Annotated in this window: 21 protein-coding genes; 10 read left to right on the top strand and 11 right to left on the bottom strand. The window is 68.1% G+C overall.

The features are described from left to right. Nucleotides 1-7 precede the first annotated feature (7 nt). Nucleotides 8-1,198 carry an ABC transporter substrate-binding protein gene (locus BLS97_RS09320; protein WP_197676490.1) on the bottom strand — a complete coding sequence of 397 codons (1,191 nt, stop codon included), beginning with the start codon at nucleotides 1,196-1,198 and terminating at the stop codon, nucleotides 8-10. Here BLS97_RS09320 and BLS97_RS23460 point away from each other — a divergent pair. Next, complete coding sequence (locus BLS97_RS23460) at nucleotides 1,197-1,520, top strand: hypothetical protein (RefSeq protein WP_197676489.1); 324 nt, start codon at nucleotides 1,197-1,199, stop codon at nucleotides 1,518-1,520. The two genes, BLS97_RS09320 and BLS97_RS23460, sit on opposite strands and share 2 nt — an antisense overlap. Before the next feature lie 93 nt (nucleotides 1,521-1,613). On the opposite strand, the gene BLS97_RS09315 is transcribed toward BLS97_RS23460, so the two are convergent. Then, a complete protein-coding gene (locus BLS97_RS09315; protein WP_090475735.1) occupies nucleotides 1,614-2,564 on the bottom strand; it encodes an alpha/beta hydrolase in 951 nt (316 codons plus the stop codon). A gap of 203 nt (nucleotides 2,565-2,767) precedes the next feature. Here BLS97_RS09315 and BLS97_RS09310 point away from each other — a divergent pair, with 203 nt between their 5' ends. Continuing rightward, entirely contained in the window at nucleotides 2,768-3,835 is a 1,068-nt protein-coding gene (locus BLS97_RS09310; RefSeq protein ID WP_197676488.1) for a LacI family DNA-binding transcriptional regulator, read from the top strand. Here BLS97_RS09310 and dnaB read toward each other — a convergent pair. After that, the gene (gene dnaB / locus BLS97_RS09305) at nucleotides 3,813-5,201 is read right to left on the bottom strand and encodes a replicative DNA helicase (protein WP_090475733.1); all 1,389 of its coding nucleotides are present in this window, start codon (nucleotides 5,199-5,201) and stop codon (nucleotides 3,813-3,815) included. The two genes, BLS97_RS09310 and dnaB, sit on opposite strands and share 23 nt — an antisense overlap. A gap of 575 nt (nucleotides 5,202-5,776) precedes the next feature. After that, complete coding sequence (locus tag BLS97_RS09300; protein ID WP_090475732.1) at nucleotides 5,777-6,334, bottom strand: methylated-DNA--[protein]-cysteine S-methyltransferase; 558 nt, start codon at nucleotides 6,332-6,334, stop codon at nucleotides 5,777-5,779. Nucleotides 6,335-6,377: 43 nt separating this feature from the next. Between BLS97_RS09300 and BLS97_RS09295 the strand changes: the two genes are divergently transcribed. From BLS97_RS09295 to BLS97_RS09270, 6 genes are all read left to right on the top strand, one after another. After that, nucleotides 6,378-6,857: a heme-degrading domain-containing protein gene (locus tag BLS97_RS09295; protein WP_090475731.1), complete on the top strand. Its 480-nt coding sequence runs from the start codon at nucleotides 6,378-6,380 to the stop codon at nucleotides 6,855-6,857. Nucleotides 6,858-6,882: 25 nt separating this feature from the next. Continuing rightward, nucleotides 6,883-7,767, top strand: coding sequence for a tetratricopeptide repeat protein (locus tag BLS97_RS22830; RefSeq protein ID WP_157695325.1), 885 nt, complete (start codon nucleotides 6,883-6,885; stop codon nucleotides 7,765-7,767). Between the two features lie 37 nt (nucleotides 7,768-7,804). Continuing rightward, nucleotides 7,805-8,590, top strand: a complete 786-nt coding sequence (locus BLS97_RS22825; protein ID WP_157695324.1) for a maleylpyruvate isomerase family mycothiol-dependent enzyme — start codon at nucleotides 7,805-7,807, stop codon at nucleotides 8,588-8,590. Nucleotides 8,591-8,666: 76 nt separating this feature from the next. Further along, nucleotides 8,667-9,422: a DUF6308 family protein gene (locus tag BLS97_RS09280; RefSeq protein WP_090475728.1), complete on the top strand. Its 756-nt coding sequence runs from the start codon at nucleotides 8,667-8,669 to the stop codon at nucleotides 9,420-9,422. A 327-nt stretch (nucleotides 9,423-9,749) separates the two neighbouring features. Beyond that, nucleotides 9,750-11,027, top strand: coding sequence for a glycosyltransferase (locus BLS97_RS09275; protein ID WP_157695323.1), 1,278 nt, complete (start codon nucleotides 9,750-9,752; stop codon nucleotides 11,025-11,027). Between the two features lie 267 nt (nucleotides 11,028-11,294). Then, a complete protein-coding gene (locus BLS97_RS09270; protein ID WP_090475726.1) occupies nucleotides 11,295-12,551 on the top strand; it encodes a glycoside hydrolase family 6 protein in 1,257 nt (418 codons plus the stop codon). 38 nt (nucleotides 12,552-12,589) lie between these two features. Here the strand turns inward: BLS97_RS09270 and BLS97_RS09265 are convergent, their stop codons facing one another. From BLS97_RS09265 to BLS97_RS09240, 6 genes are all read right to left on the bottom strand, one after another. Then, nucleotides 12,590-12,811, bottom strand: coding sequence for a hypothetical protein (locus BLS97_RS09265; protein ID WP_090475725.1), 222 nt, complete (start codon nucleotides 12,809-12,811; stop codon nucleotides 12,590-12,592). Beyond that, nucleotides 12,811-13,383: an acyltransferase gene (locus tag BLS97_RS09260; protein WP_197676487.1), complete on the bottom strand. Its 573-nt coding sequence runs from the start codon at nucleotides 13,381-13,383 to the stop codon at nucleotides 12,811-12,813. The genes BLS97_RS09265 and BLS97_RS09260 overlap by 1 nt, the downstream gene beginning before the upstream one ends. A 62-nt stretch (nucleotides 13,384-13,445) precedes the next feature. Then, nucleotides 13,446-16,652: a lipopolysaccharide biosynthesis protein gene (locus tag BLS97_RS23455; RefSeq protein WP_197676486.1), complete on the bottom strand. Its 3,207-nt coding sequence runs from the start codon at nucleotides 16,650-16,652 to the stop codon at nucleotides 13,446-13,448. Then, on the bottom strand, nucleotides 16,649-17,029 hold the full coding sequence (locus BLS97_RS09250) for a hypothetical protein (RefSeq protein ID WP_157695321.1): 381 nt from the start codon (nucleotides 17,027-17,029) through the stop codon (nucleotides 16,649-16,651). Before BLS97_RS09250 ends, BLS97_RS23455 begins: the two co-directional genes overlap by 4 nt. 14 nt (nucleotides 17,030-17,043) lie before the next feature. Then, complete coding sequence (locus BLS97_RS09245; protein WP_090475722.1) at nucleotides 17,044-18,015, bottom strand: glycosyltransferase family 2 protein; 972 nt, start codon at nucleotides 18,013-18,015, stop codon at nucleotides 17,044-17,046. Beyond that, nucleotides 18,012-18,860, bottom strand: a complete 849-nt coding sequence (locus BLS97_RS09240; RefSeq protein WP_090475721.1) for a glycosyltransferase family 2 protein — start codon at nucleotides 18,858-18,860, stop codon at nucleotides 18,012-18,014. The genes BLS97_RS09245 and BLS97_RS09240 overlap by 4 nt, the downstream gene beginning before the upstream one ends. Before the next feature lie 594 nt (nucleotides 18,861-19,454). Here BLS97_RS09240 and BLS97_RS09235 point away from each other — a divergent pair. Next, nucleotides 19,455-20,288: a glycosyltransferase family 2 protein gene (locus BLS97_RS09235; RefSeq protein WP_090481769.1), complete on the top strand. Its 834-nt coding sequence runs from the start codon at nucleotides 19,455-19,457 to the stop codon at nucleotides 20,286-20,288. Here the strand turns inward: BLS97_RS09235 and BLS97_RS09230 are convergent, their stop codons facing one another. Continuing rightward, entirely contained in the window at nucleotides 20,289-21,206 is a 918-nt protein-coding gene (locus BLS97_RS09230) for a glycoside hydrolase family 6 protein (RefSeq protein WP_157695320.1), read from the bottom strand. It abuts the gene before it with no gap. Between the two features lie 16 nt (nucleotides 21,207-21,222). Between BLS97_RS09230 and BLS97_RS09225 the strand changes: the two genes are divergently transcribed. Further along, entirely contained in the window at nucleotides 21,223-21,762 is a 540-nt protein-coding gene (locus tag BLS97_RS09225; protein WP_157695319.1) for a hypothetical protein, read from the top strand. Nucleotides 21,763-21,796 lie beyond the last annotated feature (34 nt).

Here is a 21,796-nt window from a genome sequence, read left to right as displayed (position 1 = left end):
GGTCAGGTCAGCCCTGGAGTTGACTCTGGTAGTCGCTCTGCACCGATTTGAGGAGCGCGTCGGGCTGAACCTGCCCGCCGACCAGCTTCTGCAGCTCCGGGGTCCAGCTCTTGGCGTAGATGGATCCGGTGGCGTTCGCGATGAAGTCCATCGCGCCGTTGTCGGCGCCGATCTTCGATCCCGCGGCCAGCGTCTGGGCCGTGACGGTGCCCGCCTTGGACGGCGGCATGTAGGCGTTGTCCGGTCCCATCGGGTGGGAACCGCCGATGGTCACGTCGATCTCCCGGGCGGTCTTGTTGGTGGCCACCCAGTTCAGGAAGAAGGCGGCGCAGTCCGGGTGGGCGGCCTTCGCGCTGATGCCCATGGTCAACGGCGCCGACATGGCCGCCTGCTTCCCGCCCGCCTTGAGCGGCGGCATGACGAAGAAGCCGACGTTGCCGGCCATCTGCTTGTCCAGGTTCCCGGACTCCCAGTCCCCGTTGAACATGAACAGCGCCTTGCCGCCGGTGAAGCGGCTCATCATCGCCGAGTAGTCCTGCGAGTTGATGTCGGAGGCGAAGTAGCCGGAGGTGATCCACTGCTGCAGATGCTGGACCGCCTGCAGGTTGCTCGGGGTGTCGATGCTGGCCCCGGACTTCTGGAAGATCCAGTCGTTGATCGGGGTGGTGGAACCGTAGACGGCCATCAGGTTCTGCAGTGGGAACGCCAGGCCGCCGGTGGCTCCGCCGTTGAACTGGTCGATCGGCGTCAGACCGGCCGCCTTGGCCTTCTGCAGCACCGTATCCAGCTCGGCCAGAGTGGTTGGGGCCGAGGTCATCCCGATCTGCGCGGCCAGCTTCTTGTTGTAGAAGACACCGGTCAACGAGAAGTTCAGGCCCATGGAGAACAGGGAGCCCGATCCGCGCGAGCCGTCGGCGGCGACCCGGAGCTGGCTGAGCTGCGAAGCCGGCCACTTGTCCCATCCGTAGGCGGTGGCGTAGCTGTCCAGGTTCTTCAGCAGGCCGTCCTTGACCAGTTGCGAGACCTGCGGCAGCCGCATGAGGTCCGGCGGGTCGTCCGAGAGCACCCGGGGCGCGTTCTGCGTGATCACCGCGAACTGGTCCTGACGGATGTTCCACTTCACGTTCGGATACTGCTTGGTGAATTCGTCGGTCAACGCCTTGGTGAGCGGGAAGCCGGTCTCGAAATAGGCGGACATGGTGACCGGGGCCGTGCCGCAGGTCGGGCCACCACCCGCGGTCGCGCCGCTGCTGGGGGCACCTCCGGCCGACGATGTTCCGGGCGCCGACGAGACAATACTGGCGCCACTGGTTCCGGCGGCGGCGCTCGAGGCGCTGCTCGGGGAGGAACTGCTCGTGGCCGACGCTGCGTCACCCGGCGCACTGCACGCGGTCACCGCCAGCGAACTGCCCAACACCAGGACCATCAACGAGCGAACCGAGCGCTTCGACATTCGCTGTCCTTTCGTCCTCGACAGATTCGAGATTGACATGCGCAAGCCTCCTTTGGCTTTTCAATGATCGGCCGGTCACCTGCGGGCAACCGGTCCGGGCCGAACTACACAGACGAAGCAGAAATCGTTGACCAACGCTCTGCGCCGGGAAGGGACGGACCTATCCGGCCCGAACGGCATGAAGGGTCCGCAATGCATCGGCGGCGTCGGACTGCCACCGGCGGGCCGGTGCCCAGACGCCGGTCAGGGCCAGGGACCCGTGGACCGCTCCGGGATAGTTGACGATCGAGGCCTCACCGCCGGCCTCACGGACCCGTGCGACGAATCGCTCGCCGTCCGCGCGGAGCGGGTCGAATTCGGCCGTCATCACATGGACCGGGGCCAACCCGGACAGATCGTCGGCCAGCAGCGGGGAGGCCAGCGGGTCGAGGGCCTCGGCCGGATCGTTCAGGTACAGGGCGATCGCGATCTCGAGATCGGCCGCCGAGATTCCGTACTCGTCACTGATCCCGGTTCCCCGCATGGTGTCCAGGGTCAGATCCAGCGGGGGCACCTCGAGCAATTGCCCGACCAGCCTCGGTCCGTGCCGGTCCCGGACGAGCAGGGCCACGGCCGCGGCCAGATTGGCGCCCGAGGAGATCCCACCGACCGAGACGTCGTCCGGGTCCGCGCCCAGTTCCTCGGCGTGGTCGACGGCCCAGACCAGGGCCGCGTAGCTGTCCTCCACGGCCGTCGGGTAGCGGAACTCCGGGGCCAGGCGATATTCCACCGACACCACCACGCACCCGGACGCCTGGCAGCGATCGCGGCACAGCGCATCGTTGACCAACTCGTCGACCGCACCGAGCCACCACGCTCCGCCGTGCAGGAACACGTGCAGCGGATGGCGCCCCGGCTCCGACGGCTGGTAGACCCGAGCCCGGACGCTGCCGTCGGCGTCGATGACGTGGTCGCTGACGCGGACGGCCTGCGATCCGGCGGCGCCGAAGGCACCGAAGAGGTCGTCACTGCCGGCCCGGATGATCTGCCGACGGTCCGCGACCGGCTGGCCGGGATCGCCGGAATCGAGCTTGGTGTCCAGGAACTTTCGGACTGCGTCGTCCAAAACCATCGGGGCCCTCTCACGGGTCGGCTTGAGCACTGCCGACAGCTAAGCGGATGCCATCGCGTCTGTCAACAGGTTTCATCGAAGCACTTTTATGGACCTGGGGAATGCCCTCGCCCGGCAGCCCAACCCCTGGGCGCCGTTCATCGACCCCTGACTGTAAAGTGCTTTTCTTAGAAGATGTCGGGGTGTGGAAGGTAGAGGGGTCCGTGGCGAAGCAGGCAACCATCTATGACGTGGCCGCCCGAGCTGGCGTGAGCATCTCCACCGTCTCCAACGCTCTGAACCGACCCGGCCGGGTCAACGCCGCGACCCGGGACAAGGTCCTCCGGGTGGCCGACGAACTGGGTTTCGTGCCGAAGTCCGCGGCCGTGTCCCAGGCCCGGCAGGGCGCCGGGTGCATCGCCGTGCTGGCCCCGTTCACCTCCTACGCCTCCTACTACACGCGACTCTCCGGCCTACTCGGCGAATTGCGCGAAAGTGGCTACGAAGTAAGGGTTGTCGATATCGAGTCGGCCGCCACCTCCTCCTCGCCGACACTGGCCGCCTCGGCCATCCGCGGGCAGTGGGACGGGATCATCGTGATGGGCGAGGGCATCGACGCCCCCGTCGAGCGCCGGCTGTTCGAGCGGGAGGTGCAGACCGTCGTGGTCGACGCAACCAGCGACGTCTTCAGCACGATCACCACCGACGACCGCCGCGGCGGCGCGATGGCGGCGGCGCACCTGTACGGCCTCGGTCATCGCCGCATCGGATACCTCACCGAAAGGCAGGCCACCGAATACCAGTCCCAGGGCCGGATCCGGCTGGCCGGCTTCCGTGACGAACTCGCATCCGTCGGTGCCGCCGAACCCATCCTGGCCTTCTCCGGTTCGACCATTCCGCTGGCCCGCGAGGCCGCCGCTCAACTGCTGACCGGCCCGAACCGGCCCACCGCGGTGATGGCGCATTTCGACGACCTGGCCTTCGGCGTCATGCTGGCCGCCCGCGACCTCGGTCTCCGGGTCCCTCAGGACCTGTCCATCATGGGTTACGACGACGGACCGGCCGCCGAAGCGGTCGGCCTGACCACGATCCGGCAGCCCTTCGCCGAAACCGGAGCGGCCGCCGCCCGCGTGCTCCGCTCCCAACTGAGCTCACCCGGGCCGAGGACGGTGACCGTCATGGACTGCACCCTGACCGTTCGCACCAGCACCGCCGCCCCGGCGACGGATTCTGGACAACGACATCCCGCTTCGGCGCCCTCGTCGCGCCCTACTGCGCCGCGAGGTCGGTGAAACGCGAGTAGTGCAGTTGGTGCGCAACGGAAATGGTGGTGGTGGGGCCGTTGCGGTGCTTGGCGATGATCAGGTCGGCCTCGCCGGCTCGCGGGTCGTCGGCCTCGAAGGCATCCGGCCGATGGACCAGGATGACCATGTCGGCGTCCTGCTCCAGTGAGCCGGACTCACGCAGATCGGAAAGCATCGGCCGCTTGTCGGTGCGCTGCTCCGGACCACGGTTCAGCTGGGAGATGGCGATCACCGGAACTTCGAGTTCCTTGGCCAGCAACTTCATCTGGCGCGAGAATTCGGACACTTCCTGTTGCCGTGACTCGACCTTCTTCCCCGACGACATCAGCTGCAGGTAGTCGAGCACGATCAACTTGAGGTCGTTGCGCTGTTTGAGCCGGCGCGCCTTGGCCCGGATCTCCATCATGGTCATGTTCGGCGAATCGTCGATGAACAGTGGGGCGTCGGAGATCTCGCTCATCCGCCGCACGATCTTCTGCCAGTCCTGCTCGCTCATCGTGCCCGCGCGCATCTGCGACAACCGGATCTGCGCCTCGGCCGACAGCAGACGCATGGTGATTTCGGTCTTGGACATTTCCAGCGAGAAGATGACCGATGTCAACCGGTGCTTCACCGATGCGTTCCGGGCCACGTCAAGGGCCAGCGTCGATTTACCGACACCCGGCCGCGCCGCCATGATGATCATCTGCCCCGGGTGGAAACCGTTGGTGAGAGCGTCGAGATCGGCGAAGCCGGTCGGCACACCGGCGGACATCCCCCCGCGACTGGCGATGGCGTCCATCTCGTCCATCGTCGGCTGGAGCAACTCCTCCAGGACGACGTAGTCCTCGGTGGTGCGGCGCTCGGTGACCTCGTAGATCTCGGCCTGCGCGCGATCGACGATCTCGTCGACCTCCCCACCGCCGACCTCACCCTCGTTGCCGCCGTAGCCGAGCTGGACGATGCGGGTGCCGGCCTCGACCAACCGCCGCAGCACCGCCTTCTCGGCCACGATCTGGGCGTAGAACGCGGCGTTGGCCGCCGTCGGCACCGCGCTGGTCAGGGTGTGCAGGTACACCGCACCGCCGATGCGGGACAACGTGCCGGCCTTGTCGAGCTCGGCCGCCACGGTAACGACGTCGGCCGGCTCGCCGCGGGCGTACAGGTTGAGGATGACCTCGTAGACGGTGGCGTGGGCCGGCTTGTAGAAGTCGACCGTGCTCAGTTCCTCGACGACGTCGGCGATGGCGTCCTTGCTCAACAGCATGCCGCCCAGGACGGACTGCTCGGCGGCCATGTCCTGCGGAGGCTGCCGGTCGAACCGAGTGGGTTCCGCCGGACGTTCACCTGACCGCCGGTCGTCGATCACCGCCATCGTGGTACCGCCTCCAAACCCAGTTCGCTGATCAGCCGACGCTCCGACTCGTGTCTACCCGGAGCCACCGACAGTGACCCGGCCGGAGGCTCGGCCGCGCTGTCGGTGACGGGCGCGGCTGAGCAGGAGGAGCCCCGACCATAGGCGTCCGGAATGACATCGACGCGACCACACCCGAGAACCGCTTGCTCAGCGCAGTGGGACGTTAGGCGCCCCGGACCCAGCCGCCAAATGTGCACTGTGGACAGACGTGGGACGGGCCGGGGACAATTTGGGGAAGAACCCGAATCAATGCAGGTCAGCTCCGGGGGCTGATGTGCACAACCTGGGGAATTCTCCGCCGGTTCCGGCCATCTCCGCTGGTCAAGCCGCTTGAGCCGATCCGGCCACGTGTGGACAAAGAGTGTGCGCAGGGCTTCCGGCGTTTCGCGCGGCGTGTCGCCCGAACCGTCGGCTCAACCTCTCGTACACCCTTTCGTTACTGAGTCGACACGGCACCGACACCCGCGGATCGACACAACGACATCCGGCGCTACCGCAACCGGGTCGTGCTTACGCTCGCGCGCCGGAATCGGTCACGTGGCAGAAGCCCAATCGAGTGTGGGCTGGAGCACACCCTCCATGGTGAGCAGCCATCTTTTGGTCGCCAACCCCTCTCCGGACCGCCCACCGCTGTAGCCGCCGAGCCCGTTGGCCGCCAGTACCCGGTGGCACGGCACCACGATCGGAATCGGGTTGGCCCCCATGATCGCGCCGATGCCCCGGGCCGGAACCCCGGTTCCACTGCGGTGCGCCAGCTGCCCGTAGGTGATCGAGGTTCCGAACCCGACCTGCTCGAACAGCGTTTGCAGGACCAGCCGCGGACTGCGCCCCAACCCGGACAGATCCAGGGGAAGGGTGAACGTGCGAAGCCGGCCCGCGAAGTAGGCCGTGAGCTGGTCCAGGGCCGGTCGCAGTCGATCGGGATCGTCCACGACCGGCCATCTCGTGGCGGCCGGGATGTCACCCCAGCGCACCGCCACCAGCCCGATCCCGCTGACCGCCACCGACAGCCGGCCCACGGGAGTGACCAGGCCACCGATGGCCACCCCGCTGTCGGCCCCGCCCCCGCGCGTCACACCGTCGTCCGTCATACCCGGATTGTCCGCCCCCGCACCGACACCGCATCATGAACCGATGGCGGACGATGCGGCAGCACTGCGGAGATTGATCAGCGACATCGAGCACCAGGAGGCGACGCTGGTCTTCCCGGCATTCGGCCCGGTCGACGCCTGGCGGCTCGGCTGCGCGTTGGTGGCGCGGGCCGAGGCCGAGGGCGCGCCGGTGGCGATCGACATCCAACGCGGCGAGCAGCGGCTGTTCCACGCCGCGCTGACCGGGTCCAGCGCGGACAACGACGCCTGGATCGAACGCAAATGCGCCCTGGTGCGTCGGTTCGGCGTCTCCTCGTTCCTGTTCGGCCGGCGCCTGGCGCTGGCCGGCAAGACGTTGACCGAGGCCACCCTCCTCGACCCCGCGGTCTACGCGGCCCACGGCGGTGCCTTCCCGATCTCCGTGGCCGGAGCCGGCCCGATCGGCACCGTCGCCGTGTCCGGTCTGCCCCAGGCCGACGACCACCGGATGGTCGTCGAAGGCCTCACCGCCGTCCTGGGCTGACGACCTCCACCCGGATTGTCGTTACTTGCAGACACACAGAAAGGGTTTCGTCGTGCACCCAGTGGACCCGACGCCGCTCGACGGCGATCGACTCGACCAGCTGTGGGACTTCGATGATCCGGCCGAATCCGCCGCACGGTTCCGGGCCGAGCTGACCATGACGGCCCCGGGATCCGTTGCCCACGAAGAACTCCGGACACAGTTGGCCCGGGCGCTGGGCTTGCTGGATCGGGAAGCTGAGGCCGTGGCCGAACTGGACGCAGTGGAGGCGAACGGCCCGACCGACCCGCGGGTCCGTACCCGGTTGCACCTGGAACGCGCTCGCCTGCACCACTCCAATCACCGTGCGGCGCAGTCGATTCCGCAATTCCAGGCCGCGGTGACCTCCGCTCGGGCCGCGGATGAGGACTTCCTGCTCGTCGACGCCCTCCACATGCTGGCCATCGCCGACCCGGACAACGCCGAGCATTGGACCCGCGCGGCGCTCGCCGCCACTGACCGAACCACCGACCGGCGCACCCGACGCTGGATCGGGGCGCTGCGCAACAACTTCGGCTGGGCCCGGCACGATCGCGGTGACTTCGCCGGCGCCTTGGAAGAGTTCGAACGAGCCCGCGATGCCTACCGCGCCAACGGCTCGGTCGAACAGCAGCGAGTCGCCGACTGGGCCGTCGGCCGGGCTCTGCGGTCCCTGGGGCGCTACGACGAGGCCCTGGCCGTCCAGACCCGGCTCGGTGGCGGTGAGCCCGACGGTTACGTCGAGGAGGAACTGGGCGAACTGCTGCTGGCCACTGGAGCCCCGGAGCGGGCACGGGTGCATTTCGCCCGGGCCGCCGACCTCCTGGCCGGCGATCCCGGGCTCGACGAGCCGGATCGGCTGGAGCGCCTGCGGGCCCTCGGCGGGGGCTGACGCGCGTCGGTCGGTGGCGGTCGCTACTGTCCGGCCCATGGCGACCCCGAACTACATGGACGACATCCGGCGCGAGTCCGCGCGTTTCCTCCAGTGCCTTTCCGGCGCCGACCCGCAGGCCCCGGTGCCGACGTGCCCAGATTGGACCGCCGCCGACCTGCTCTGGCATCTGACCGAGGTGCAACTGTTCTGGGCGATCGTCGTCCGCGACCGGCTTCGCAGCCCGGCGGCGGCCGAACTGGCGAAACCACCCCGCCCGAGTGGCTACCCGGAGCTGCTCCGGGCCTTTCCGGATGCGACCGATCAGTTGATCCGGGCCTTGGCCGACGCCGATGACGAGGACGAGGTCTGGACCTGGGCCGACGACCACACGGTCGGCTTCGTCCGCCGCCGGCAGGCGCACGAGGTGCTCATCCACCGCCTGGACGCGGAACTCGTCGTCGGTGCCGTCACCCCGCTCGACGCCGACCTGGCCGAGGACGGGGTCGACGAGGCGCTGACCGTCATCTACGGCGGTCACCGGGCGGGGGCCACCTTCCACCATGCGCCGGGATTCGGGCGAGTGATCAGCGCCGACACGAGGCACCACTGGGACCTGACCCTGGGCCGGTTCACCGGCACCAGCCGCACCACGGGCCAGCCCTTCGACGAACCGACGATCAGTCTCGGCCCGCACGATCAGCACGGAACCCCGTCGTTCACGGTGACGGCGTCGGCGGCCGACCTCGACGCCTGGCTGTGGAGGCGGCCCACCGGGGCCGCTCCGGTGATCGTCGGCGATGCGGCGCCGTTGCTGACCGTGATCGAGCACGGCGTGGGCTAGAAGCGTGCGCCGCCACCCGCTCCGGCCCCGAGGTACCCCACCGAACGGCGAAAGGTGGGTCTTCTAGGGTGGCGGCATGACTTCCTCGGTGAGTGATGGCGTCCTGAAGATCGGCGGAGTGCAGATCGACCGTGCGTCGGCCCTGGATTCGGCCCGCAGCTATCTCTCCCGCCGCGACCGGTTCGGCTACCCGGCCTACGACTCGTTCGGTTCCGAGGGCGGGCCCTGGCGCGTCGCCGACGCCGACTTCGTCGCTCCGGTACTGCTGAACGCGGAGATGAATTCGCGCACCTTCTACGCACTGGAGGCGGTGCGGCCGCACCTGGAGCACTGGCTGGCCGACATCCCGGTCGATGCCCGCCTGGTCGAGGCCGGTCCGGTGGAACTGGCCAAACTGGGTGAACTCTTCTCCGTCCTGGATTCCGACGACCTTCCCGGCAACGCGCGCGGGTCGATCCTGGCCAAGGTCATGCATCGCAAGCGACCGGCCTTCATCCCGCTCTACGACCGGTTCGTCGACTACTGCTACCGCGGGGCCGACGGTGCCCCGGTGTCCCGGGACCGCAAACGCAGCTGGCGGGAGTTCCTGCCGCTGCTCGGTCAGGCAATCATCGACGACCTGACCACCGGGCATGAGTTCTTCGGCGAGGTCGCGGCCCTGGCCACCACTCCGCCCATCACCAGCCTCCGCGCACTGGACATCGTGGCCTGGCACGCCGGACGTAGCCACATCGGGCCGGCCATCTGGGCCGCGGCCAGCCCGGACGGCGCGCCCAACGGCAACGCATCGGAAGAGATCCCGTCGATCGACCCGGACGACGAACGGCCCTGACGCGAGTACGGTGACCGTCCGTCAGGACGGCGTGACTGCGCGTGGGACGGCAGCGTGGTCGAGGGTGATTCTGCTGACCTCGGCCCCGGAACGGCCCGTTTGCGGGCCTCCGGCTCCGTACGCTGAACCGGAAGTCCGTCCGGTCGGCCGGGGTCGCGTTGGCCCGTTCATTTCTTCAGGAGACCAGTGGCATCCGTTTTCAGAAGATCAGCGGCGTCAGCGCCGATATCCGTGACGAAAGCAGGAGCAGACTTCCGGCCGGTGCAGTTGTTCGACCTCGAACTGGCCGGGCCACCGTCCTTGGCATCGATACCGCCCGGATGTCCGGTGACGGACGGCCCCCCGCAACGCGGTTCGGTGGTCGCTCGGCTCCGCGGGATACCGGTTGGCTCGATACAGGTGTCGGATCTGCCGCCGGCCGAACCGGCCCGCAGCGACCTCCTCCGGCGGGCGGCCGCCCGCGAATTGAGCGATTCGCTGCAGCACCACCTGCGAGCGGCCGGCGTGGCGATCGACGAGGCCGGCCCGGCCGGCCTTCTCGCCGCGGCGGAGCGACTTCCTTCCGCCCCGCGCGGCCTGGGCCTCGACCTCCCGTTGGTCACCGTGGTGATCTGCACCCTGGGGACCGAGCCGCGCCTTCGCGGCGTGGTCGAGGCGCTCCTCCGCCAGACGTACGGCCATCTCGAGATACTCGTGGTCGACAACAACCCGGGACGCAGCGGCGTCCCGACCTATCTCAACGGACTCCAGGACCCACGCGTGAGGGTCATCGACGAGCCACGACGCGGGGCGTCCAACGCGCGAAATGCCGGGCTCCGGGCGAGTCGGTCCGCGATCACCCTGTTCACCGACGACGACACGCTCCCCGACCGGCATTGGGTCTCCGAAATGATCAAGGTCTTCGAGGAAGACCCTCAGGAGCTGATCGGAGGAGTGACCGGACTGGTCACCCCGGGATCTCTGCACACATGGCACCAGACGCTTTTCGAAGAGTTCGGCTCCTTCGACAAGGGATATGGCCGCGCGATCTGGACGCTGGCATCGGTCGTCCCACCCGAGATCGCGGCCGTCGGCGCACTGGGTTCCAAAGGGGTCCTGTTTCCTTACGGTGGCGACGTCGGCTCGGGCAACAACATGGGATTCCGGACGGCTCGCCTCCGGGCCATCGGTGGTTTCGATCCGGACCTCGGACCCGGGACCGTGACCCGAGGGGGTGAGGATCTCGACGTGTACGCCGCGATGATCAACGCCGGCGACATCATGGTGTACGCCCCGACCGCGCTGGTCCGTCACTTCCACCGGGCCGACGCGGACAGCCTCAACCGGCAGCTCTACGACTACGGCGCCGGAATGGCGGTCGTGGTCACGAAGCACCTGTTGCGCAGCCCTCGGGAAGCGGCTCGCATCATCCGGAACCTTCCCAAAGCCGTCCACGTGCTGTTCAGCGCGAATTCGTACAAGAACGCCAGGAAGACTTCCGACTATCCGCGCTCGCTCACCATCACCGAGCTGAAGGGCTACGCCGTCGGACCGATCCTCTACATCCGGGCGGTGGCAAGGAAACGGTCCGCGTATCGCCGAGGCCGCCGAGCCACATCGGACTGAGTCGGCGTTCGCCCGGCCGGCCGCTCGACCGCCAACTGCGGCCCCGTCGTCGAGAAGCACTCTTCCGTGACTCGTCGATCTTCGCTGGCATTACCGGAGCTCGAGCGCGTCATCCTTTTCAGCGACTGCTGGGTACCGCGTTAAGCGAATGTCACACAAAGTAGTGCCCGTTGACTCTCAGTCAATGATCCCGCAGACTGTAGTCGGTATTGCACAGACAGTGACACTGACGCGGTTGGCCCTGCACCGCAGAAAAACGAGCGTCCCATGACCTCACGCTCCGCAGTTCGTCGCCACTGGCTCCTGTCCGCCACGGGGGCGTTCACCGTCGCCGCACTGACCATCGGGGTGATCTGGGCCCGGCCGGCCAGCGCTCAGGCAGGGTCATCGGTCAACCTGGCCGCGTCCGCCGGATCGGCCGATGCGAGAATCTCGATCATCGACGCGACACAGAACCACGTCCGGACGACGCCCGTCGCAACCACCAGCGCAACCAAGAGCAGCAGTACGACGGCCAGCAGCAGCCCCACCACGAGCGCCAGCCCAACAGCCAGCAGCAGCCCCACCACCAGCGCCAGCCCGACGGCCAGCAGCGCCGCGCCCACCAGTACGTCGACCGCGTCGGCATCGCCCGCCGCGCTGACGGGCCGGCTCTACGTCGATCCGGCGAGTTCGGCCGCATCCTGGGCCTCGGCCAACCCGGCCGATGCGCTGACCTCCCGCCTCACCACCTGGATCGCGTCGATCCCGACCGCCCGCTGGTTCGTCCGCGACACCGACGCGAACTGGAGCAACGCCTACGTCACCGGCGCCGCGGCCGCCGGGCGGGTGCCCCTGATGGTGGCCTACTTCCTGCCGAACCGGGATTGCGGCAGCTACTCGTCGGGCGGGGCCGCCGATGACACGGCCTACCTCGACTGGATCACTCGGTTCGCGACCGGCATCGGGTCCCGACCGTCGATCGTCCTTCTGGAACCGGATTCGCTGTTCTACGTCGATTGCCTGGACGCCACCGGTATCGCGGCCCGAGAAGCCTTGCTGCGGAACGCGATCGCCATCTTGACCCGGCTGGCGCCGAAGACGGTCGTCTACCTGGACGGCGGCAGTCCCATCTCCACCACCACGGTCGATCAGATGGCGTCGCGGCTCGCTGCGGCCGGAGTGGCCGGGACAAGAGGATTCGCCGTTAATATCAACAACTTCTTCGACGACGCCACGTCGCGAGCCTATGGGGCAGCCCTGGTGACCCGGCTGGCCGGCACCTATGCCGCCCCCGGCACGAGGTTCCTGATCGACTCCAGCCGAAATGGCAACGGCTCTGACGGGATCCATTGGTGCAACCCCGCAGGACGAGCATTGGGGGTCACCCCTGTGTGGGCCTCGGGGGCCGACGGACTGGACGGCTGGGTCTGGTTCAAACACCCAGGCGAGTCCGACGGGTCATGTGGCGATGCTCCAACGTCCTACTCCGGGGACTTCGTCCCCACCCTGGCCGACGCCCTCATGACCAACGCGGGACACTGACCTTCAGGTCAGCAGGGACCGAAGCGGGAGCAACACGCTCACGGCAGGCCGAGAACGATGTATGCCACCAGCGCCACGGCCAGCGCCGCGCCGAGCGCGATCAGGACGCGATCCAGGCGAATGACCTCGACCGGGCGGGTAAGCCGTCCCTCACCCGCGGGGACGCCCAGGTGGCGTTCGGAACGCAGGGTTCGCACGACCCCGACGATCACCATGGCCAGGACGAGTCCACCGGCCGTCCATCCGACGATCTGTTCCATCATTCCTCCAGTCCTCCAACGACTCCCGACCGGTGTTTCGGGCCGGCCCATTGACTCGCCGGCTCGGGCGCGCTCGAGCCTCCGGCGGATACCCAACGTGCCGGAACACCCGCGTAAAGGCCCGGCTCCAGGCAATCCTTGACCACCACCGCGCCGGCGGCGATCGCGACATCGCTGCCGATCGTCACGCCCGGCACCACCACGCTGCGAGCTCCGAGCCAGACCCGGTCACCGATGACCACCGGCCGAGCCGTCGCGCGCCTCGAGATGGTCCCATCGGCGTTCCGGCCGTGATGAGACGTCAGGATGGTGACCTGGGGACCGAACTGGCAGCCCTCGCCGATATCGACGGCGCCGACGCATTCGATGAAGCAGTCACGGTTCAGGAAGGTCATCCGACCGATGGTGAGGTTCCGCAGCCGCCCGCCGACCGTCAGGCCAGGAAAGATGTTGCTGGTGGCGGTGCGGACGCCGAGGGCTCGGTACCCGAGCCCCCGGATCACCCGCGGCACCAATGTGCTGCCCAGCAACGAGTTGACGACCGCCCCGGCGGTCAGGAACCAAAGGTCCACCCAGATCTGGGCGAATATCCAACCGAACCGTCTGGGACCGTCATCGTGCGGTCCGCTCATCGTCAGCCCGTGGCCTTCCGCTGGAGAACGATCGCATCGTCCTGCTCGAAAGCCACACGATATCCGCTCTTGGTTTCCAGCGCGGTGAGTACGCGCCCTGACCAGCCCGGGGCCAGCCCGTTGAGGATCTCGCCGGCCGCCTCCTGCTGCGGATTGATCAGGATGTAGTTCGGTGCCGCCGCGACCAGGCAAGCGGTGATCTGCGCCTCCGTCGTGCACGGGTTGGCGGCGGTCGCCAGCTCGTCGGTGCTGATCTGGGTCAGGTCTCCCACTCGATCCGAACGCAACGGCTCGTACCACAGCGCGCTGATCACGCTGTCCCCGGCGGCGGCGTGCGCATACACGTAGTGAATGGCATTCACGTCGGCGGTGGTGACGGACACGTACGCATCATTGCCGCCGCGGGCCGACACCGTGCTCAGCATGATTCCGGCGAGCACCACCCCCACCGCGGTAAGACGCCGGACCCGCCCCTTCGCCCGGGCCGTACCGGCCAGGGCATCCAGAGCGATGGCCGCGCCGATGGCGAACCACGGCAGAGCGAACAGGAAGCAGCGCATGAAGACTTCGCCGCCGTACGGTTGCAGCACCGCGAGCCCGAACGAACTCACGCCCAGAACCGGTAGCACCCAGGTACGCACGCCCCGCCGGCGAAGCACGATGAACCCGATCAGCGCCAAGACGGCCAGCAGACAGGTCAGACCGATCCGCAGGTAGACCATCAGCTGATGGCCGGAATCTCCGTCGAGCCGCTGCCCGATGCCCTGGGTGACCGAACCGTTGACGTCGCCGATGGAGGAGGTGATCAGGCTGAGCTGGCCGACCCAGAACTGCTTCGCGCCCAGCGCGAACCAGGCCAGGGCGGGCAGGGCGGCGAAGATGGGGAGCCACGTGCTGTAGAGCCGTCCCCACAGCACCAGCAGGGCCAACATCCCGATCAGAACGAACGGCGTCAGCTGATGGGTCGGGGCAAGAGCGGTGGCCAGGAGGACCACCACGGCCTGCGCGAAAAGGCGGGTGCGGGGGGAGTTCTCGGGCACCACGCGGTCCCGGAGCCGCACTCGGCCGCCGGAGATGATTCCCGGCCGGACGAGATACTTCAACGTGACGGCCAGTGCCCCGATCAACAGGATGAAGGCGGTGCCCTGGGGGGAGAAATAGTCCTGCTCCGACCAGTTGCCCAGAAGGAACAACCAGGTGGCCACCCAGGCGATTCGACGATGACCGAACACCGCGGTGGCGATGCTCCGCATACCGAGCGTGGCCAACCCGGTGAGCACCACCGGCGCCCAGGCGAGCATGACGGACACATCCGAGATGCCGGCGGCGCGTCCGATGAAGGCGGCGACCGCGAAGAATCCGGGCCAGGAGAACCGGGTATCGAAGTTGGAGAGGATCTGGCCGTTGGCCCCGATGTAGTTGGCGAAGCCGGCGTGCAACCAGCCGACGGGCAGCCGCGCCGCCTGCTCGATCATCGGCTGCAGGCCGTAGATCAACAGCAGGGCGGCCAGCGTCATCAAGGTCAGCACCCAGGTGCGACGGCGGCCGGCGAACAGTTCGAGCACGGCCGATGCGACGAGCACCGGATACGCGGCGATGGTCAGGGGCGAGAGCACGGCGATCAGGCCGAGACCGTGCAGCTGCTGTGGTCCCACCGCCCGGAGGCCGCAGAACCACATCACGACGGCCGCGGCCGCCAGGAGAATCGGAAGCCACGCCCGAACGTCAGATGTCGCACCGGCCGCCGCCGGGCGCGCGTGGCGACTCCGGCCCGTCGGTGGGGTCGATTCGGGTTGCGCCGGCCGGATCCCGGTCCCGGACAACACTTCGACGGCGGACGACACCGCGGCGGGGGGAACGGAAATGGTGAAAACCTCCTCCTGGTGCGCCTGCACGTTGATCATCGACAGTTCCGAGCCCACCGCCGCGGCGTCCAGGCCGGGGCCGGCCAGCACCGAACGCCGGCGGAGATCCAGTAGACCGGCTGCGGCGATGACCGCCTGGATGGCCAGAAACCCGTAGCCGATCCACACGAGGTCCGGCGTTGGCATCAAGCTGATCACGGCCATCATGCCAGCGGCATTCAGGCCCTGCAGCAGAGCCACCACCGTGCCGCGACCAGCGGCGAGGTGCGCGCCCGTGACCAGCACCACCATCAGTCGCGCCGGGAAGGCAATCAAGATCACTCGCAGGAGGTCGGTGCCGACGGCCGCGTAGGTGGGACCGAACCAGCCGAGCACCCAGTGCGACAGCAGGAATCCGACGGCCAGCAGCGGCAGGAAGATCGCGAGCGAGCGGAGGATCGACTCCCTGATCAGCCGGCGCGAGTCGGAGCTGAACCGGGCCAGCCGGATCACCATGGCGTTGACGAAGCCGGTCGCCGCGAGGTCCAGCGCGTTCAGGCCCGTCCAGACGATGAAGAAGACAGCTCCCAGCGCGGATCCGTAGCGCGCAGAGACGACCAACGGGACGACGTTGTACAGGACGGCCAAGAAGACCGTGGCCGGATACGTCGGCCCGACCAGCTTGACGACTTCCCGTCGGGTGGGCAGGACGCCGTCGGTCGCTGGGCGCGAGCGGCCCTTGACCACCAGCGCCAGGTTGACCACGACCACTCCGACCAGGGTCGGGATCACCCAGGACAGAACCAGTCCCTTGGCCCCGAGCGAGGGTCCGAGCAGCAACAGGAGAACGATGCGGGCCGCACTGAAGAGCAGGTTCTCCAACGGGACCCAACGGGCCGCTCCGACTCCGGTCAGTACCAGGTCCTGGAGCTGAAAAAGGGTCCAGCCCAAACTGGCCAGGACGAAGAGCAGGCCTCCCACCACCGGGACCGCCGCGGTCACGGAACCGCCGGCCAGCACCAGCCAACCGACGCCAACGGCGACGGCGACCACCGAGACAAGGAGGTAGACCCGCTTGAGCAGATCTGCCGTCCGGCCCCCGGAAAGCGGCAGCCATCGCAGCAACGCCGGGCCGAGGCCGAGCTCGGCGATGGCCGCTACCAGGATGAAGGAGTTGACGAACGACGAGGTGGCACCGACCTCGGATGCGGTCAGCAACCGCGCGGCGAGCAGCCATCCGACCATGCCCGCCCCGGCCGTCAGCAGCGCACTGGCGCCCAGCGCAAGCCCGTCGCCCAGCATTCCGGATCTGGCCTGCTCGTGCTCGTGGGTCGACCCCGGCTGCACATCGATGACCGCACTCACGGTCGCTGCTCCGGCGCGCGCACCCTGGATGACCGCACGACGTGGTGAAGCAACACTCCGGCCGTCACGACGGCCAGCCCGGACATGCCCCAGACCGGCTGCCACGCGTGGAGCACCAGCATGGTCATGCTGACCACGATCACGATGGCGATGCTCGCGCAGGTCGCGATGGTCCACTCGATGGCGGGCGTCCGGTCCGTGAGGTACGCCGCCAGCGCCCAACCGGGCGTCGTGAGGGCAAAGAGCAGAGTGACCAGCAGCCGGATCGGCGAATCGACCTCGAAGGCGGTCAGGAGGAGTAGAGCAATCGTCAATCCCAGCAACCCGACGGCAGTCGCCCTGGTGCCGATCGCGGGCGCGGAGGACTGTCGAGGCACCAGCACATTGTGGCTCATCCCGACCCTCGGCTCCCGTGGCTCCGGGCCATCGACCCGCGGGCGTATCCGGCGCACGTGCTGGCCAGGCCGATCACGATGGCACCGGCCGACCGAAGGTGACGAACGCGGCGACGGCGCACCGCCCGGCCCAGTTCACGGCCGACGGCGTGGGGCAGCACCGAACCGACATAGGTGCGCTCGGTCGACAGTGCGTCGCCCTGGCCCACCATCCGTGACACGACGGCTTTGGAGAGTCCCTCCGCCCAGCAGCGGGAGATCAGGTAGTTCCACCGCACCCGGTCCGGGGTGACGCGGTGGTGGACCAGTGCGGCGGGCTCGAAGAGGATGCGAGCACTCGGATCGGCCTGCCGTGCCCGGATGCACAACTCGGTCTCCTCGCAGCCGAGCGGGACCTTGCCGATGCGGCCGAGCCCCTCGCTGAACACGCCCACCGAGGCGAATACCGAGCGGCGCATCGACATGTTGCACCCCATCAGGTTTCGCACCTCGGTCAGGGTCTCCGGCTGGCCGGCGTAGGTGCAGCCGACCACCCAGTCCAGCTCACCGCGATCGAATTCGGTGTCTGCGGGCAGGTGAGCCGGACGCCCGGCCGGCCAGCGCGGCGCGGCCGCCCCACCGACGCCGATCACGGCCGGATCCTCGTAGTGCTTCATCAACGCGGCGAGCCAGCCCGGATCGGCGGTCGCGTCGTCGTCCAGAAAGACGACGACATCCCCTCGCGCTTCGGCGATGGCCGTGTTGCGGCCACCGGAAAGACCCTGCCGGTAACGGTTCTCCATGACGCGGACACCCGGAAACTCGGTGCGCGCGCGAGAAAGGAGAAGATCGTTGTGGTCGATCACCAGGATCACCTCGTCCGGCTGGACGCTCTGGTCGGACACCGACAGCAGGGAGGCGCGCAGATCGTCCCAGCGGTCCAGGGTGTACGCGCAGACCACCACGCTGCAGGTGACCGACCCGATCATGCCGAGTCCTGGATCGCCAGTAGGTCCACGCGCGGCTGGAACAGATCGGTGCGCGGGGCCAGGAGGGCTCGCTGGGGCTTGAAGTCCAGGTGCAGTCCGGTGGTCCGGACACGGTTCGCAGCGGACAGGCGGCGGCGCTCGGCGAAGATGGTGCGCAGCACGCGCGTTCCATCGGCGAAGGTGCGCAGGTTGCTCTCTCCGAAGATCCGCCGCTTCTCGACGCTCGGCACCTCGGTGATGCGGACGCCGGCCGCGGCCATCCGGCAGTTGATGACCGTCTCGATCTCGAAGCCGTCTCCCCAGATCATCTCGCCCGACGGCACGGGCAGATCGATGGCCGGCAGGTCCAACACCGGCACCAGGTCGCGCCAGAAGGCGTTGTAGCCGTAGCAGAGGTCGGAGAAGCGGGTGCGGAACGCGGTGTTGGCGACCGCATGAAGAGCCGAGTTGCCGGCCCGTCGAAGCGGCGTGATGTCGTCGCTTCCGCCACCGTCGGCGAAGCGGGAGCCCTTCGCGAAGTCGGCGCCGGCGACCAGTGCGTCGACGAAAGCGGGGATCTCGGCCGGATCGGCCGAACCGTCACCGTCGAACATGACGATGATGTCGCCGCTGGCGGCCAGGAATCCGCAGGCCAGGGCATTGCCCTTGCCCTTGCGGGTCTGGTTGACGACGCGGATGCCGGGTAGGACCTCGCGGGCCGTCTCCACCGTTCCGTCGACCGAATGGGCGTCAACGAGGATGACCTCGTGAACCTTCGGGAGGGTCGGGAGGACAACACGCAGATTGTGCGCCTCGTTCTTGACGGGAACGATGATGCTCACCGTTGGTCGAGCTGTCCGGGTCATGCGGACCCCTCCTGTTTTGGCTACTCTGGGTAGCTCCTGTGTGCCGTTGGACTAGTCGACCAAACCGCGATCACCCGTTTGGTCCTCAAAATCTCGATGCAGTCGACACTAGGTAACCAAATTGGAGGCCAACTGGCAACCCCCTCGCCTATCACGTAGCTCACATGCCGCCGAAGCGAACGCGCTGCGTAACCTTTCATGACCCCCGGGTTAGCCCGGTGTTCGCCGGGCGGAGCCTGTATGTTCACGGGCGAGCGCGATGTTGAACGCGGCCTCTGGTCAGCGATCGAGGTGGCCGGGGTCGATGCGGATTCGACGAGGGAGATCATGAGGACGCATTGGCCGTTCGGTCGCCCCGATCCGAACGACCTGTGCCGATGCGGGCACAAGTACGATGCCCACGAGCATCTGCGAAGGGGCACGGATTGCTCGTTGTGCGCACCGGAGGCCTGCCGACGGTTTCGACGGATCTGACCGTTCGTCGTCCGTTTCGTCCTCGCGGTGCCGCCGGTCACCGCCAGGTGGCTTCGTCGCCCTCTAGTTCAGGAGCAGGCACGGAATGAGACTCGCTTCGACCGTCATACGGTGGCGCCGGTGACCGGTCCCCTCGTCTCGATCTGCATTCCGGCCTACCAGGCCGAACGACACCTGCGACACACCCTGCGCCGGGTACTCAACCAGACGGCCGACAGCTTCGAGGTCGTCGTACTCGACAATGCCACGACCGACGGCACGGCCGAGATCCTGCGCGATCACGCCGATCCCAGAATGCGCGTGGTACGAAATTCTGAGGTCCTTCCGTTGGTGGACAACTGGAATCGGCTCCTGAGCCTGGCCGAAGGAACTCTGGTCAAGGTCGTGTGCGCGGACGATCTCATACGGCCCGATGCCGTCGAGCGGCAACAGCGGATTCTGATGTCCCGCCCGGATGTGTCGTTGGTGGCCAGCCGACGGCACCTGGTCGATGACGACGGAGTCATCGTCGCCCTCGACCGCGGTCTGGCCGGGCTCTTCGGGCCCCAGGACAGTCAGAAGGTCGTGCGCAATGTCGTCCGAAACGGCGGGAACCCGCTGGGTGAAACCGCGGGAGCGATGTTTCGCCGAGCGGACTTCGAGCGGGTCGGCGGCTTCGACGGGCGCCTGTTGTTCCCGATGGACCTCGACCTGTGGATCAAGCTCCTCAAGCTCGGGTCCTTCTTCGGGCACAGCGAATCGCTGGCGGCCTTCCGGGTCAGCCGGACGTCCCTGTCGGCCCGCGTGAGTCGAGTGCAATATCAGGAGCAGGGACTGCTGATCCAGCAGGTGATCCGCGATCCGCATTGGCAGATCCGCCGGTGGGACACGACCGTCTCGGCCGTCGGTGCGCCGCTCGCCGGGCTGCGCAGAGCCCTGCTGTTCGGGGCCACGAGGCTCGGCGCCACGCTCTGATCAGTTGGTCGCCAACGCGTACGCGAGGTCCGGGACGAATTGCCCGGAGGTCGACGCCGCGGCACTGCCACACGCGCCGTCGGACTCGCCCGGATGTTTGAACCACACATTCCCGTCCAGACCGTCGGTGCCGTAGTTCCAGGCCGGCCTGGCCCCGACCGCGGCGCCGCTCGGGTTGCACCAGAGCGTGTCCGCAATCTGCCGGCCGTTGCGGCTGGTGTCGATCAGGAAATGCGAGCCACTCACGCCGGCCGCGGTGAGCGCGGTTCGCAGTGACGCCGCATAGTTGTGGGCCACGTCTTCGGTCTTGAAGTTGTTGATGTTCACGGCGAATCCGCGGGTACCGGCCACCCCGGCGCGCTTCAGCAGAGAGGCCATCTGAGCCACCGTCGTGCCGTGGACCGGCGTGCCGCCGTCGAGGTACACAACGGCATTCGGAGCGGCGGCGCGCAACACCGCGACGGCGTCGTTGAGCAGTCGCAGGCGCTCGGTCAGTTGTGCGGCCGTGAGACACGAAGAGTAGTAGAGGGAATCGGGTTCGAGCAGCACGACCGCCGATGCCCGGCCGATACCGGCCGCGAATTGACGGATCCATGACTGATAGGCCGACGACGACGAGGCCCCGCCCGCCGAGTAGCTGCCACAGTCCCGCAACGGAATGTCGTACGCCACCAGCAACGGAACGCGGCCCGCGCTCGCCGCTGCCCCCACGTAGTTGGCGACGTACTGCGCATCGGTGGCCTGCAGGAACCAACGTGCCGTGGGCACACCCACGATCTTGGTCTTGATCGCCGCGGTCCGTCGATCCGACGGATTGGCCGCCACCCACGCGGCCGGGCTGCTGGACGGGTCGGCATAGAGCACACCGGAGAGCGCAGCCGGTCGAGCGACGACGGCGGCCGAGGCGGTCGGCGGCACACTGCTCCGCCGGGTCGTGGAAGGACTCGTGGACCGGGAGGTCGGTGCCGCGGTGGCGGTGGTTCTGACCGTCGCGGTCGGGCTGGTCCTGATCGCCGCTGGGTCGCCGGCCCCGGTCGTCACGCCGCTCGCCGGCTGGGCCGGGGTGGTGGACGGTCCGGCCGATTGGTCCGCTCGCCCCGTGCCCGACCCCGCCCCGTTCGACCGCGATTCCCGGGACGTCGGGCCGGTGCGTTTCGTGGGGCCGGTCGTCCCGGAGGCCTTGGCCGGATTCGCACGCGACGGTGAAGGGCCGCGGCTGGTGGTGACCGGGACCCTGGACGATGTCGAGGAGGCGCGCGCCGCCGGCGTGGGATCCGAGGACCGGACGATCGGCGCGGGGTCAGCGGCCCGCGACACAGCCGCACTCGTACGAGTGGTCCCACCGGTGGTGCCCGGCCCGGCTTGGGTGGTCACACCGCAGGAGACGCCCAACAGGCCGACGACGAGGAGAGCACCGACACGGTGGCGCGTGCGCACGGACAGGCGAACTGACAAGTCGCATACTCCAAGGTGAGGGGATCCGGCCGACGTCGGCTCCGACAGCAGGA

The sequence above is a fragment of the Nakamurella panacisegetis genome (genome assembly GCF_900104535.1).
Taxonomy (GTDB): Bacteria; Actinomycetota; Actinomycetes; order Mycobacteriales; family Nakamurellaceae; genus Nakamurella; species Nakamurella panacisegetis.
The sequence above is the reverse complement of the archived record's forward strand: the minus strand, read 5'-3'. Positions and strand labels throughout refer to the sequence as shown.